General features: G+C 36.7%; 13 protein-coding genes and 2 pseudogenes. 13 read left to right on the forward strand and 2 right to left on the reverse strand.

Annotated elements, in window-relative coordinates; genetic code table 11:
• Window positions 1-67: 67 nt before the first annotated feature.
• The 12 genes from WH214_RS07195 (at window position 68) to WH214_RS07250 (ending at window position 11,048) form a co-directional block, all read left to right on the forward strand.
• Window positions 68-253: a hypothetical protein gene (locus WH214_RS07195; protein WP_336955592.1), complete on the forward strand. Its 186-nt coding sequence runs from the start codon at window positions 68-70 to the stop codon at window positions 251-253.
• Between the two features lie 423 nt (window positions 254-676).
• On the forward strand, window positions 677-994 hold the full coding sequence (locus WH214_RS07200) for a hypothetical protein (RefSeq protein WP_339421603.1): 318 nt from the start codon (window positions 677-679) through the stop codon (window positions 992-994).
• Window positions 995-1,042: 48 nt separating this feature from the next.
• Entirely contained in the window at window positions 1,043-2,089 is a 1,047-nt protein-coding gene (locus tag WH214_RS07205; protein ID WP_339421602.1) for a DUF932 domain-containing protein, read from the forward strand.
• A gap of 149 nt (window positions 2,090-2,238) precedes the next feature.
• Entirely contained in the window at window positions 2,239-3,282 is a 1,044-nt protein-coding gene (locus WH214_RS07210) for a YqaJ viral recombinase family nuclease (RefSeq protein WP_339421601.1), read from the forward strand.
• 118 nt (window positions 3,283-3,400) lie between these two features.
• Window positions 3,401-4,303, forward strand: a complete 903-nt coding sequence (locus tag WH214_RS07215) for a recombination directionality factor (RefSeq protein ID WP_339421600.1) — start codon at window positions 3,401-3,403, stop codon at window positions 4,301-4,303.
• 68 nt (window positions 4,304-4,371) lie between these two features.
• On the forward strand, window positions 4,372-4,602 hold the full coding sequence (locus WH214_RS07220) for a helix-turn-helix transcriptional regulator (RefSeq protein WP_339421599.1): 231 nt from the start codon (window positions 4,372-4,374) through the stop codon (window positions 4,600-4,602).
• 982 nt (window positions 4,603-5,584) lie between these two features.
• A complete protein-coding gene (locus tag WH214_RS07225) occupies window positions 5,585-6,262 on the forward strand; it encodes a hypothetical protein (protein ID WP_339421598.1) in 678 nt (225 codons plus the stop codon).
• Window positions 6,263-6,415: 153 nt separating this feature from the next.
• Window positions 6,416-7,585, forward strand: coding sequence for an ATP-binding protein (locus tag WH214_RS07230; protein ID WP_339421597.1), 1,170 nt, complete (start codon window positions 6,416-6,418; stop codon window positions 7,583-7,585).
• A 42-nt stretch (window positions 7,586-7,627) separates the two neighbouring features.
• On the forward strand, window positions 7,628-8,158 hold the full coding sequence (locus WH214_RS07235) for a winged helix-turn-helix domain-containing protein (protein WP_339421596.1): 531 nt from the start codon (window positions 7,628-7,630) through the stop codon (window positions 8,156-8,158).
• Window positions 8,159-8,287: 129 nt separating this feature from the next.
• Window positions 8,288-9,349 (forward strand): E2/UBC family protein, encoded by a 1,062-nt coding sequence (locus WH214_RS07240; protein ID WP_339421595.1) that lies wholly within the window; start codon window positions 8,288-8,290, stop codon window positions 9,347-9,349.
• Complete coding sequence (locus WH214_RS07245) at window positions 9,346-10,716, forward strand: ThiF family adenylyltransferase (protein WP_339421594.1); 1,371 nt, start codon at window positions 9,346-9,348, stop codon at window positions 10,714-10,716. Before WH214_RS07240 ends, WH214_RS07245 begins: the two co-directional genes overlap by 4 nt.
• Window positions 10,713-11,048, forward strand: a complete 336-nt coding sequence (locus WH214_RS07250) for a DUF6527 family protein (protein ID WP_339421593.1) — start codon at window positions 10,713-10,715, stop codon at window positions 11,046-11,048. Before WH214_RS07245 ends, WH214_RS07250 begins: the two co-directional genes overlap by 4 nt.
• Window positions 11,049-11,094: 46 nt before the next feature.
• On the opposite strand, the pseudogene WH214_RS07255 reads toward WH214_RS07250, so the two are convergent.
• Window positions 11,095-11,286, reverse strand: a pseudogene (locus tag WH214_RS07255) (Tn7-like element transposition protein TnsE); the annotation flags it as partial.
• A gap of 164 nt (window positions 11,287-11,450) precedes the next feature.
• Here WH214_RS07255 and WH214_RS07260 point away from each other — a divergent pair.
• Window positions 11,451-12,526 (forward strand): annotated as a pseudogene (locus tag WH214_RS07260) (IS3 family transposase).
• 222 nt (window positions 12,527-12,748) lie between these two features.
• On the opposite strand, the gene WH214_RS07265 reads toward WH214_RS07260, so the two are convergent.
• Window positions 12,749-13,588 carry a TIGR02391 family protein gene (locus WH214_RS07265; protein WP_339421592.1) on the reverse strand — a complete coding sequence of 280 codons (840 nt, stop codon included), beginning with the start codon at window positions 13,586-13,588 and terminating at the stop codon, window positions 12,749-12,751.
• Window positions 13,589-13,903 lie beyond the last annotated feature (315 nt).

Raw genomic sequence — 13,903 nt, forward strand, 5'->3', positions numbered from 1 at the left:
AAATCAGCTGTGCGATCAATTTCATAAGGTTTTTCCAGCACAAAGCAGCCCCTGAATTGAAAACTCAGTGGTTGATCAGTACGGTGAAATGAATCAGTGCACAGGGCAAGACAATAAGGTTGGAATCGGTATGCAATACCGAAATCGAAAAGTGGGTATAAATGAAGTGAGTGCAGGGGAAGCACAGAAATTGAATAGCGTCATGATTGACTCCTTAGGTACTAAGAAGTTCTACCGAATCACTGTCAATTGATTATGGTGGCAGAACGAAAGAGGGTTGACAGACTGAACCTAAGAATCAGCACACCCGAAGGTGTCCCCCTCCCGTCCTACCTCAACGAGAGGGGTGCACGAGATTACGCACTAAAAGTCGGAAACTTTTAATGTTCTTAGGAAACGGTCTGTCAAAACCGACTGGCAATGTAGGCCAGCCCTTGCATCATAATCGTTGATAAAAATCAGGTCAATTGATCCCTGTATCAAGACATTAAAATTGATCTAAAAAAGCATCGATTAAAATCACATTCTAAAAAAATACAAATACATATCATCTGACTGAGAAGCATATAGCTCCTTCAAAACAGCCCTATGCCATAACCCGATTCACGTTTTGCCTGCTTTCCCCCAAAGCAGGCTTTTTTTATTTCACTCATTTTTTATTACAGGAATTATTCAGATGAGTTTGCCATGTCCTTATTGTCAGTCCCGAGATACGGTACTGCTGGAATCTCCACAACACTTCGTCAGCAACAGCAATTCACCTTCAGCACAAAACAATGTGATGTCACCTTTGGCATTAGCGACGTTGGGCATCAGTGTTTCTAAAAGTTTAAATATTCCCCCGATTGCAGGCGCCTTAGTGGGTGTCCTGATCGGCGGCATTTGGATGCTGATGACGGAGGATGAAGTTCAAAACAACTCTCATCCAGTTTATACCCGACATTATTACTGCAATGACTGTGACCGTGATTTTAGTCCGAGCCTGCGTAATTAAGCTTTTACACCATTTACAGCAATTCAACTTTTTATAGGAATTAAAATCATGGCACATCAACTTGAACAAATGGCCTATGTCGGTGAAACCCCTTGGCATGGTTTAGGTAATCAACTGACCCAAAACCAACCGATTGAAGTCTGGGCACAGCAGGCAGGCATGGACTGGCGCATCGAATCCTCCGATGTTAGTTACATGGCTAAAAATGACCGTGGACAAAACATCATCATGCCTTATGAAGAACAGCGTGTGTTGTATCGTTCTGACACCCATGCACCTTTATCAGTAGTCAGTCAGCGTTATCAGGAAGTGCAACCGAAACAGATTTTAGAGTTTTATCGTGATCTGACCGAGCAATCAGGCTTTGAACTGGAAACCGCTGGTGTACTCAAAGGCGGTAAGAAGTTCTGGGCGTTAGCACGAACTGGACAGACTTCTGCTTTAAAGGGCAAAGATGTCAGTAATGGTTATATTCTCTTAGCCACTGCGTGTGATGGCACTTTAGCAACAACGGCACAATTCACCTCGATCCGCGTGGTTTGTAACAACACCTTGGCGATTGCTCTCAAGGGGCAAAGCAGCAGTGCAGGGGTGGTTAAAGTGCCACATAGCACCAAGTTCGATGCACAGAAGATTAAACAGCAACTGAGTATTTCAGTGCGTGCATGGGATGAACACATGTATGAAATGAAACAGCTCAGTCAGCGTAAAGTGACGCAGACCGAAGCAGCCGCTTATTTTGATGCCGTGTTTAACAATACCAGTCTCAGCCGAATGGAACAGGATGAAGGCATTATTCAGTTCTACCGTAATGTTGCCACACAAGCCAATTCAGCTACCAAAGCTGAAAACAAGATGGAACCGAATGGCCGTGCCATGTCGAAAGTCATGACTATGTTTAACGGGCAGGGTCGTGGGGCAGAACTGAGTTCGGCCAAAGATACGGTATATGGTTTGCTGTGCTCAATTACTGAATTTGCCGATCACGAACGTCGCGCCATGAGTCAAGATCACAGGCTTGATTCTGCATGGTTTGGTGCTGGAGCGGGTCTCAAGCAACGTGGACTCGAACAAGCTTTACGCATGTTGGCTTAATTCCAAAGCATCTGTTGATTAGCCTAAGCTGACTCATCGCCTAACTGAAAAGCTCAACCTTACAAATAACTTAACTCATTCATTCAAAAGCTGTGTCTTCGGACACGGCTTTTTTTATGCCCAAAATTCAACAATGACAGGAAATTACTATGAACTCAGCCGTAATTCAACCAAACAACGCAACACTGAATATCTACTCCAATCGCCCAAAACTGTTTACAGCAAAACGTTTCGTAGAGACTAAAAATATGACTCAAGCCGAATGGCTGGAAGTACGACGCAAGGGCATTGGTAGCAGTGATTGTGCTGCGGCTTGTGGCCTAAACCCTTATATGTCGATGCTAGAACTGTGGATGATCAAGACAGGACGGATTCAACAATCGATTGAAGATGAAAGTGAAGGCCATGCACCTTTATATTGGGGTAAACAGCTTGAACCCTTAGTGGCTGAATACTACAGCATGCATACCAACTATAAAGTGCGTCGTGTCAATGCAGTGTTGCAACATCCTGATCCAGACAAACATTTCATGTTGGCTAATCTAGATTACTCTGTGGTGGGTAATGCCGAGGTCCAAATTCTGGAATGCAAAACCGCAGGGGAATATGGGGCTAAGCTGTGGCGAGATGGCGTACCGCTCTATGTCCTTTGCCAAGTACAACATCAGTTAGCAGTCACAGGCAAACAAGCGGCACATATCTGTGTGCTGATCTGTGGGCATGAAACGCGCATCTTTAAAGTCACCCGTTCTGAGTCGGTGATTCAACACATCATCAATGCAGAGCGTTACTTCTGGGACTGTGTGGAAAAGGATACCCCACCTGAAGCGGATGCCAGTGAATCGGCAGCCAAAGCTTTACAACTGTTATATCCAGAGCATATCCCACTCAGTACGACAGACTTATCTGAAGATGAGCAAGCCAATCAACAGTTTGAACAACTGATCCGAGTACGCAATCAAGTTGAAAAGCACCAAGAGCAATTTGACCTCCTTAAACATCAGCTACAAGCAAAGATGCAACAGGCTGAACGCGCTACCTTTAAAACAGGTTCAGTGACGTGGAAAAAATCGAAGGACTCAGTCAGTCTAGATGCAAAGGCCTTACTCGATTCACACCCTGAGTATCTCAATCAATTTCCACAACATAAATCAGGGACACGGCGTTTTCAGATTTATGCCAACGGTGCATAGCCAAATTTTATCCATACAAGCATCAGACGAAATACCAACAAGCAAGCTCTTATCAGCCCATGCTCACAGCATGGGCTTTTTTATACGTATTCAATTTACAGAAAAAGAGGAAATTAACATGATCAAGGGTTTAGCAATTACACCGCCAATACTCGGACGAATCAGTATCGGCAAGATGGTCGAGAAAAATGGTAAACGCGTCCCTGAAAAGGATGACCAGTTTACCTTGACCTCACAAATCCAAAATAAAGAGGGTTGGGTGAAACATCCACTGGATGAACAACTCCGTGCCAAAGCACCCAATCAAAAACTTCGTTCAATCCCAGTCCGGATGATCTTTAACGATCCAGAGCTTAACTTGAGGGCTGAGTACAGTTTATTTGATCGTCAGACAGGACGCCCTATTTGCGTGGGCAATGGTGAAACTTGCCAACGACTGACAAATCAAGGGGTAGAACATCATCCATGCCCATCACCTGACTTATGTCCATTGGCGCAAGGCGGGCTATGTAAACCGTATGGGCGTTTGTATGTCAATTTAGATGAATCCGATGAACTTGGCACATTCATCTTCAGAACCACAGGTTTTAACAGTATTCGTACTTTGGCTGCAAGACTCAGTTACTACCATGCAGCATCCAATGGTTTGCTTTCCTGTCTACCTCTACAACTAACACTTCGAGGGAAAAGTACCACACAAAGTTATCGTACTCCTGTGTATTACGTTGATCTGACTTTACATGAAGGCATCCATTTACAAGAAGCGATTCAAACCGCTAAGGAGATTGACCAGAAAAGTAAATTGTGTGGTTTTAATCAAGTGGCTTTAGATCAGATCGCTCGCCATGGTTTTAGCAATGCACAGTTTGAGGTGAATACGGAGGAAGGGTTGGATTTGGTTGAGGAGTTCTATACGGAAGAATCGTCTAAAGCTAAGACAAAACATAAGCTCAATCAGGATGATGGATTTGTACAGGATATGCAGAAAGGGTTGCAGGGGAGTGTGAGGGCAGTGAATTAGTTAATTTTTTACAGACCTCCTGATTATTTGAGCAGTAACGCTCGCATTATTGATTTGGAGTAAATTTCATGAATGCGTTTGTTGGACAAACTTTTCAAATGAATCAACTGATTAGTATTAAAGATGTTATTAAATTTGTTGGTGTGGGTAGATCAACAATCTATGAAATGATGGATGAATACTCACCTTACTATGATCCGACTTTTCCCAAAAAAGTAAAAATTACACAGAATCGTATCGGTTGGTCTGCTTATGAAATTCATCAATGGATTGAAAATAAGTTGGCAAGCCGTGAATAAGATGGGAGCTTACGCTCCCTTTTTATTAGTAGAGTACTTTAAATCTTTAGCTTAAGAATCAATTATTAAGGTGATAAAATACTATAATGAATACGTAGATGAATTGGTCCAAGGGACCATTAATTTTTATATGGGGCTTTTGTATCAGTTATTTTTTAGCTAAATCACTAAATTTTATAGAATTATTAACATCTGTTTTGGCCTAGATGTACATAAGTAGAAGAAAATGGATATGAATTTTTTTGGGGTGAGAAATCTACGAATTAATCAAAGAGTAAAATATCAGAATTTGCTTTTACTCATTAGTAGAGTTTTATATATATTATAGTAGCTTAGTATTTGATAATTAAAATTTTAGTTAGAGGGTTCCATGAAGTTTAATTAAGATGCTCGTGTAAAAATTCCAACAATTCTTCATTGTACAAGGCTTGGGTATAAGTACCTTTCTTTAAATGAACATACATGGGATGTGGAATCAAACATTTTTCCAGACATCTTCATTGAATCCATCAGTAGAATTAATCCTTCCTTTGAAAAAGATGATATTCAAAGAGAGTTGCAAGATCTAAAGTTAACTTTAGATAATGATGATCTAGGAAAAGTTTTTTTAGTAAGTAAGTCAATTGCTCAGGGATAAAGCTTATTGATTTTGAAAATATAAATAAAAATACTTTTAATGTTATTACAGAGCTTACTTGTCAAAACGAGGATGATGAACCCTTACAGTTCACATTTTTCTTCAATCAGTACAGATCTAGTAATAAAGTATCATCCTAAACTCATAGACCCAATAACTTATTAATTATACTATTATTACATGCTATGAAAGAATCGGCATAAACTACAAGCTAAGTCTAATTTGAATATTCTACTAATGGGCTTCATGTGCATACAATAATATTCTACTAACTTTTAACAATTTTAAGTATCAAGGACAGGTTGTGTATGATGAAAATATTTAATGAAATAAAAGAGATATAATGTGAACACTCAAAGGTTTTTAATTGAAAATCATGGTCCAAATGTTGATGCTTTTAAGATGGCATTGGCTGAGGCAATAAAATTCTCACACTCAAATGGTATTGGTCAAATCAATTTGATTGTACCTGCCAAAGGTGGTTTTCCTGATACTGTAATTGGAGAATTTTTTGGTGATCAGACTTCTAAACTATTGTGTAAAGGAGGTGTTGTAGATTTAGGGTATGGGGTATCAATGAATCTAGAAATTCCTCGTAGCCTTTCTTCACATAAAAAGGTTGGAGTTGTATTAGCTACTTACTTATCAGAGAAAGATATGTCTATTATCGATGCTCTAAGAACTGCTCGGGCAGTCGTATATTTGCCTTGGCATGAAGAGGAAGGGAAAAAGTGGTTAGCATGTTGGAGTCCAGTTATCTGGGGTAATTCCTCTTGGATAATTAAACCTCTGACTTTTACGCCAGATATTGAAGAGGCTTTAAGCCGTTTAACCAAAGTAATAAACTTATCCACAGGGCTAGCACATCCATCTGATAAAGAATTTGCTAAGCGTATGTTCCTAAAATTGAAAAGTGAAGGACATCCAGTAGAACCTGAAGATGTTAAATTTTGGGCAATTCAAAATGGTTGGCAGGCTAGACATGCAGAAGAGTTGGAAAAGTTAGCAAATAAATATTTTTGATAGTGTGGGTTAAACTGCATAATTAAATTTTGAGATTAATCTCCAATTACATTTTTAAAGATTAATCATCTTTATGATGTAGAATAAATCTCACCAGTGAAAGTGGTTTTACCCTAATAGCGCTGTTAAAATTCTCTAAGTTTAGTTTTAATTATGAATGAATTATTAAAAAATATTTTAACAGTTTTAAAGGATAAAGGGCCTTTAAAAGCGTCACAAATTGCTAGAGTTCTTGGAAAAACGAAGAAAGATTTGAACCCAACGCTTTATGCAGCATTAAGGGAATTAGATGGTTTAATGAAGAGTGACAAGAATGTTTGGAGTTATGAAGAACATCAGTTGGTCAAAATTTCTTTTGATAGTTCTTCTAGTTGGTTGAGCTCTTTACATGTAGAAAAAGTATTAAAAGAATATCCAAATCTACTAACTACTAAATCGGACATCGAATTTCACTTTCCTAATAAGCCTATACTTTTAGATTGTATCCTCAAAATTCTAAGTTTAACCAATCAATTATCGTTGATTGGTTCTAAAGTGTCTCTATTTTTTGCGGAGAATTCAGGGGTTTTCAGCTATTTAGATCGATGTGGGTTTTTTGATCAAGTCCAACCTAATATTCTAATTTCTCCATATAGACCAAGCGAATCTTCAGCTAAAAAATATAACTCTAACTCCGAAAAATTAGTTGAAATTTTCCCAATCAAAGAGATTTATGAAGGCTCTGAATTACCACGGCTAAAAAGCTGTATAAGTGGTGAACTATCAGAAAATGAAAATAAAGTTATTCTAGGGAAGCTTAGCCACCTCATAACAGAATTAATTACAAATATTAGAGATCATGGTAAATCTGATTTAGATGGTTACGTGGCCCTTCAAACCTATAATTTAGCTGAGTCAAAAAAAATTGTAGTTTCTGTATCTGATAGCGGTCCAGGATTATTATCTACATTGAGGAATGAAGCATCTAAATTAGAAAAAAATAAAAAAATTTTTGAAGAGTTTAGCTTCAATGATAGTTCTAGCGATATTGATTTACTTACCTATATTCTAAATAACGGTGGAATTTCTAGAATAGAAATGGATGGAAGAGGTATGGGGTTAGAACGTGGGAGCAGTAAATTAAAATTAATCGCAGAAAAAGATAATGGTTTAGAGTCTAGTAATCTTCATTCAATTACTTTATCTATAAGACAAAGTGATCAAGAAATCATCTTCCCTTATATGAATGGTCTTTTAATTTCTGAGGAAGCTAGAAAAAAAACAGGATTAACATTTTTACAAGGAACTCACTTTGTTCTAACAATAGTTCTTGACAAAGTGTAATAATCTGATTAAAAGAACAGCATGAACCAGATAGTCAAAATTATGAAATTAATAGATTTTACTAAAGAAAGCTCACCTTATGGTACTCAAAAAGGTCGCCAAGTTTTTTCTTTAATGAGAGATTTTATTGAAAAACATGCATCTAGTACTATTTTTGAATTATCTCTTGAAGGGATAGAGTTTATTGACTCTTCTTTTACTAGAGAAAGTATTATTCTTTTAGCTCAACTCTATAAAGGAAAAAAAGGTTTTTATTTATCCCATATTGAGGATAAAGATATTGTAGACAATATTGACTACATAGCTCAGGTTTTAAAACAACCTATTGCTATAAAATTTGATCAAAATATTCAAATTTTAGGTCCAAGGTTGACTAATGCAAATTTAGAAATTATAGAATTGATTATTGAGCGAAAAAAAGTAACCACAGCATTAGTTGCGAATGCATTTGATATATCAGTTCCCAACGCTAGTAGTAAGCTAAAAAAGTTAGTAGATGACGGTTATATCCTACGGTTTGAAGAAACAGCTGAAAGCGGTGGCATTGAGTTTATTTATCAAGCTATACAATAATTTGTAAAAATTCTGCTTAAAAGTGTTTACTTAAGCAGAATTTTAGAGTACCTTCATTTGCAAGAAGTTTTTTTTAACCTCTGGTTAATAAGATTAATTTAACCAGATTAAGCGGAAGTGGAGTTACTCATGCAACAATTTTCTTATTCTCTCAGCGATTTAAGTTTTAAAAATGGAACAATAGATGATCATTCACCTATTGGTTCTCAACTTTTAAGATCCATTGGCTATTCTCAAAAAGATGATGTTCTCTTATATCAAGTGCTCAAGCAACAAGGTATGGAAGAAATTAGTCTTGAAGAAAATATTGATTTTGAAAAAGGTGATAAATTTTTCATTGTTGAGGGAGATCGAAGCCTTAAATTTAAAGTTAATGGTTTTAACTATGAGTGGCCAGAAAGTCAAATTACGTTAAAGCATCTGCATTCCCTTACAGGTATTGCAGATAAGTCATTCTTTTTATCTAGACAGACTGAAGAAGACTTATTAATCACTGATGGTATTGTTGTGAATTTGGATGCATCTGGTATTGAAGATATTTATACCAAAGTGGTTAAGCAGTATTTTGAATTAAATGTTAATGGAACAAAGATCAAAGTTGATAAAGCCCAAATCGTTGTTTCAGAGGCATTAGCTTTAGTTGGTATCCAAGATGGGCACAATTATCAAATGTTCTTGAAAGTTCAAGGTGAGCCAAAAGTTGAGGTGCAATCTAGCTCTATCATTGATTTATCAAAGCCTGGTATTGAAAAATTACGCTTGATCCCGCGAGAAGTAAATAATGGTGATGTTTCTTTGGGGCAGTTTGAAGTATTGCCTAAAGATGGTGAATATTTGAAACAGGTTTTTGGAAATTTTAGAACCATTATTGATCAAAGACGTAGATGGTTAATTGTTGAAAATTATGAACTCCCTGAAGGTTATAGTCATAAACAAATTACATTAGCGATTGAAATACCTAGTTTATATCCTCAGGCGGAGATCGATATGTTTTATACCAGTCCACGTATCTATTTGCCTAATGGAGTAACACCGTCTTGTACAGAGGTCGACCAAATTATTGAGAGCAAAAGCTATCAAAGATGGTCAAGACATCGTAGTAATTTATCGCAGTGGAATCCTGTAATAGACAGTGTTGTGACACATTTTTCATTGATTGAGGAGTCTTTATTGCGTGAGGTGCAGCAATGATTTCAAAATCACATTTTAGAATTCTTGATAAAGATTTAGATGCTCTAAAACAGCATCTATTTCCTGGGGATGGATTAGAAGCAAGTGCAATAGTACTTGCAGTGTGTAATCACATAAATGATCAAGTTATTTTCATGGTCCAAGATATCATTTTTGTGCCTTATGATGAATGTAAAAGAGAAGTTGATTATTTAACTTGGCCTGGAAAGTATATTGAAGATGCTATACAAAAAGGAGAAATAAACAGCTTTAGTATATTTCTTATGCATTCACATCCTTCAGGTGTGAATTGGTTTTCAAAAGCAGATGATTCTAGTGATGTAAAAGTGTTTCCATGCATTTTCGCTGCTTATCATCAATTACATGGTTCAATTATCATGACACCTGAGGGGGAGTTGGTTGGTCGTTATTATCAACCAAACCTATCTAAACAATATATTGATAAGTTTCTGATAGTTGGTAATGATATTGAGCTGATATCTCCCTCTTCATCAAAAAATACATTGCCTTTTTCTTCTGAAATGACGCGCATTTTAAAAGATTTTAAAGTTGGTGTTATTGGTGTTTCTGGGACTGGTTCTATTGTAGCGGAGAGTTTAGCTAGATTAGGAGTTGGACATCTTGTTCTGATCGATGATGATGTTATTGAGCATAAGAATTTAAATAGAATTTTGAATTCAACGATACAAGATGCGGATAACCAAAGAGCCAAGGTTGAAGTTATAACAAATGCAATTCGAGGCTATCGATCAGATATTGAATTAACTTCATTGAATTGTAAGATCGGTACATATGAGGCTATTTTGGAGGCTGCAACTTGTGATGTATTGTTCTGTTGCGTTGATACTGTTTCGGCAAGGATGTATATCGATTTAATTAATGAGTTTTTCCTTTTACCCGTTTTTGATATTGGAGTAACAATTCCGACAGGTTTCAAAGATGGACGAACCTTTATTACAGAAGTTTGTGCACGGTTAGATTATATTCAGCCACATAAAAGTTCATTAAGGGATCGAAAAGTTTATACTTCTGCTTCTTTAAATACAGAATATTTAAAAGATTCCTCCCCTGAAACTTATGAGCAGCAGCTTCAAGCTGGCTATATAAAGGGAGTACATGAAGAAGCTCCATCGGTGATTTCACTCAACATGCTTGCATCTGCTTTTTGTATAAATGAATTTATTGCCCGAACTTTTCCATTTCGCCAAGAGAGTAATGATAATTATGCAAGGACAATTGTTTGCTTAGGGGCAAATGAAACTGAATATTCTAAAGAAGATGATTTTGAACCAACCTCTAAGGTAAATATTGGTCACGGAGTGACAAATCCATTGCTAGGTATACCTAATCTTGGAGATAGTAAATGAAAAGATTTTTCTTAAAATACTTTAATTTATTATTGGATAAAATTCTTTATAGATCATTTGTTTTAATAGACGGAGATTCTCTACCTAAACTAATGCCTCTAAGAGCAATTGTAGTAGCTGCTGAAGATGATGAATTCTGGTGTGTAGGATTAAAATGTCCTTGTGGCTGTGGTTATACAATAGAGTTGCCTGTAATTAAAGAGGCAAAGCCAAGATGGGATATCCAGATCAACTCAGAGAACAAAATTAGTCTATATCCTTCAGTGTTTCTAAAAAAAGGTTGTAAATCACATTTTTGGATTAGGAATGGTAAGGTAGTTTGGTGTGACTGATAATAAAAGTGGACTTTATTCGAGTCCACCACTTAATTCTGATTTTTTATAATGATAGTAAAACATCTCCAAACTGTCTTCCCCGATTCTTAAATTCCTCATCAGACTCAGTCATTTCGGCTAGATTCCGTGGATGATTAAAGGTTTTCCATATACCTATATCTTGTAAAGACTTGGCTGTCGGCCAACGTAAAGAGCGTTTAACGACTTGTTTTTGAAAAGTTGAAAAATGTGTATTCCATGCGTTTGTATCTTAGATTCTCATAATCAGTGTAGAAAGAGGCTTTAGATTATCGTCAGGTGAATAGCCACCAAAATTTTAGACGCACACGGTAATCCCCCCTAAAAATAATAGGATCTAAAAGTAGAATTTTCTCTTAAGATACAAGCAGGAGATTCTGCATGAAAGCATCTAAATTTACTGACAGCCATATTATGTACATTTTGAAACAAGCTGAGTCTGAGACGCCTGTAGCTCCCCTTTGTCGTGAACACGGCATGAATAATGCCACATTCTATAAATAGCGTGCCAAGTATGGTGGTATGGATGCATCATTGATGGCATGGTTGAAAGAGCTAGAGGCTGAAAATACCAAACTTAACAAGATGTGTGCGGAAGAACGATTAAAAGCAGAGATTATTCAGGAAGCGATGGCAAAAAAGTGGTGAAGCCATCTTGCCGGCGTAAGATGGCATAACAGGCAGTTGCCCGCCATGCGATTAATATTCGTTTGGCATGTAATGCTTTTGGAATTAGTGAAACCTGCTACCGCTATCAAGCTAAACTCAGTAATGACAATGAACTAATTGCAGAACAGCTCATCGAACTGTCTGAAGAAAATTCAGATTGGGGCTTTGGTCTGTTTTTCTCCTATCTACGTCATGTTAGATATTCCGGTTGGAATCACAAGCGTGTTTACCGTATTTACTGTGAATTGGCATTAAATCTTCGTATTAAGCCAAGAAGAAGGTTCAAACGGCATGCACCAGAACCACTAAAAAAGTCAATACGTGCAAATCAGGTTTGGTCACTGGATTTTATGCATGATCAGCTTTCTGATGGTCGAAAGTTTCGATTATTGAATGTTATTGATGATTATCGTCGAGAAGGCTTAGTCATTGACGCAGGTTTCTCATTATCCACGATTCGGGTTATTCGTACGTTGAATCAATTGCTGGAATGGCGAGAAAAACCATTAGTGATCCGATGCGACAATGGACCAGAGTTTATCAGTCATGCATTTGTACGTTGGGCTAGCGAGCACAACATTCGTATTGAATATATCTAACATGGAAAGCCACAGCAAAACGCATATATTGAATGCTATAACTGAACCATACGTTATAGTTGGCTGAGCAAACATTTATTTGATACTTTGGATGAGGTACAAGATTATGCAACAAGTTGGCTGTGGCATTACAATTATGAAAGACCACACCAAGCTAACAAAGGAAAGCCACCTTTAATGGCTGCTTGACCTCTACTTTTCACTTCGGTTATTTATGAGAGGATTACCGTCCGTTTTAATTTGGGGCTAATACACTGTTCGAATTCGGCTGTAAAAGTTCGACGGGCTTTCTTTGTATTGTTGTACTGTCTATGATTTTTTAAAATCCATAAATAGGTGTCCACTTATTTGTTAGTGGACACTATCGGAGGATTGATCCACTAAAAATAGTGGTGATTCACCGGAGGCTAACTAATGTTCAGAGGAATTACTTGTGATTGCCTCTGCTTCAAGTAAATATAATTCGTTTATGAGCAAAAACTCACGATATTGGTGGATTAAGTTTTCATTTTTTTCTCGGTGGGTGCGTGCATTCCTAAAAGCTTTATAGGTATTTATAAATAAATTGGCTCGACCATCAATTTCTGAATTATCAGGTAAATCCCAAGTAAGACACCCTTTAGGTGGAAGTAGTGCTTGAGAGAATAATCTATTACTATGCTCATTGAGCCCAGTTCTCGTTCTCACTATATCTTCTAGTCGTTTATAAGCTTTTAAAAGAGCTGAATCTGGATCCTTTTTAAATAGTAGAGCGAGATCAAAAATTCTATCGTCAATGATTGAAAAAGGTAGCTCAAGTGGAAAATAACGTTTTAGACTAGAAGTTTCTGAAATTTCCGTTTTAAAAGGATAGATATAGTCATGTAAACGTATAGGGCGAATAATTTTTTGTTTGAAAATTGAATCTATATCATTATCGCTTAGAGATGAATTATTCAATCTATTCATAATTTTAGTTGTAATTAGAGTTTCTTCAGTTTCTATTTCATGCTTATTAAATATGGTTAAAGCCTTTGCTAAACCTTTTGGGCCTTCACCAGGGTAACCAGAAGTAAAGCCAGATCGAATGATGTAGAAGCTGGCTGATTCGTCAGTAATAATAATTGCATGCGATTGGTCAGCAGTAAGAATTAGGGCATAAGAGAGATATGGATTTGTTTGGATCAGGTTGCAGAGACTTTTTAGACAAGCCTGAGTTATGCCATTTGTTCCGATGTATTCAACGTGGTAATAATTTTCTGTTCTAAACATTTGAAGTGAAGTTTATGTATATTGTTATTCGTATCATGGGACAAAAGTGGGTATAAATCTAGTTTGCATTTCAATCTAATGCTAAGTTTTTTAATGAAAATTTATTTTGAATTAAACTGCCACCATCACAGCTACTTTACTAAATATGGCTATGTATTATGTTATTGATAGCTGGAATATTAAAGTCTAAAACGTGTTATAATTTTATATAAGACTATGAAATATATAAAAATATAAGTTTATTGTTGTTTGTTTTTTTAATCAATATTATGAGAAAATTATAACAGTAAGAGAAATTAATTTAATAAAAATGGT

This window comes from Acinetobacter sp. MYb191 (assembly GCF_037572605.1).
GTDB lineage: Bacteria > Pseudomonadota > Gammaproteobacteria > Pseudomonadales > Moraxellaceae > Acinetobacter > Acinetobacter johnsonii.

Bases quoted from the DNA above. Each gene is read 5' to 3' on its own strand.
- WH214_RS07200 (WP_339421603.1), top strand. From the start codon at position 677: ATGAGTTTGCCATGTCCTTATTGTCAGTCCCGAGATACGGTACTGCTG.
- WH214_RS07205 (WP_339421602.1), top strand. From the start codon at position 1,043: ATGGCACATCAACTTGAACAAATGGCCTATGTCGGTGAAACCCCTTGG.
- WH214_RS07210 (WP_339421601.1), top strand. From the start codon at position 2,239: ATGAACTCAGCCGTAATTCAACCAAACAACGCAACACTGAATATCTAC.
- WH214_RS07215 (WP_339421600.1), top strand. From the start codon at position 3,401: ATGATCAAGGGTTTAGCAATTACACCGCCAATACTCGGACGAATCAGT.
- WH214_RS07220 (WP_339421599.1), top strand. From the start codon at position 4,372: ATGAATGCGTTTGTTGGACAAACTTTTCAAATGAATCAACTGATTAGT.
- WH214_RS07230 (WP_339421597.1), top strand. From the start codon at position 6,416: ATGAATGAATTATTAAAAAATATTTTAACAGTTTTAAAGGATAAAGGG.
- WH214_RS07235 (WP_339421596.1), top strand. From the start codon at position 7,628: ATGAAATTAATAGATTTTACTAAAGAAAGCTCACCTTATGGTACTCAA.
- WH214_RS07240 (WP_339421595.1), top strand. From the start codon at position 8,288: ATGCAACAATTTTCTTATTCTCTCAGCGATTTAAGTTTTAAAAATGGA.
- WH214_RS07245 (WP_339421594.1), top strand. From the start codon at position 9,346: ATGATTTCAAAATCACATTTTAGAATTCTTGATAAAGATTTAGATGCT.
- WH214_RS07250 (WP_339421593.1), top strand. From the start codon at position 10,713: ATGAAAAGATTTTTCTTAAAATACTTTAATTTATTATTGGATAAAATT.
- WH214_RS07265 (WP_339421592.1), bottom strand. From the start codon at position 13,588: ATGTTTAGAACAGAAAATTATTACCACGTTGAATACATCGGAACAAAT.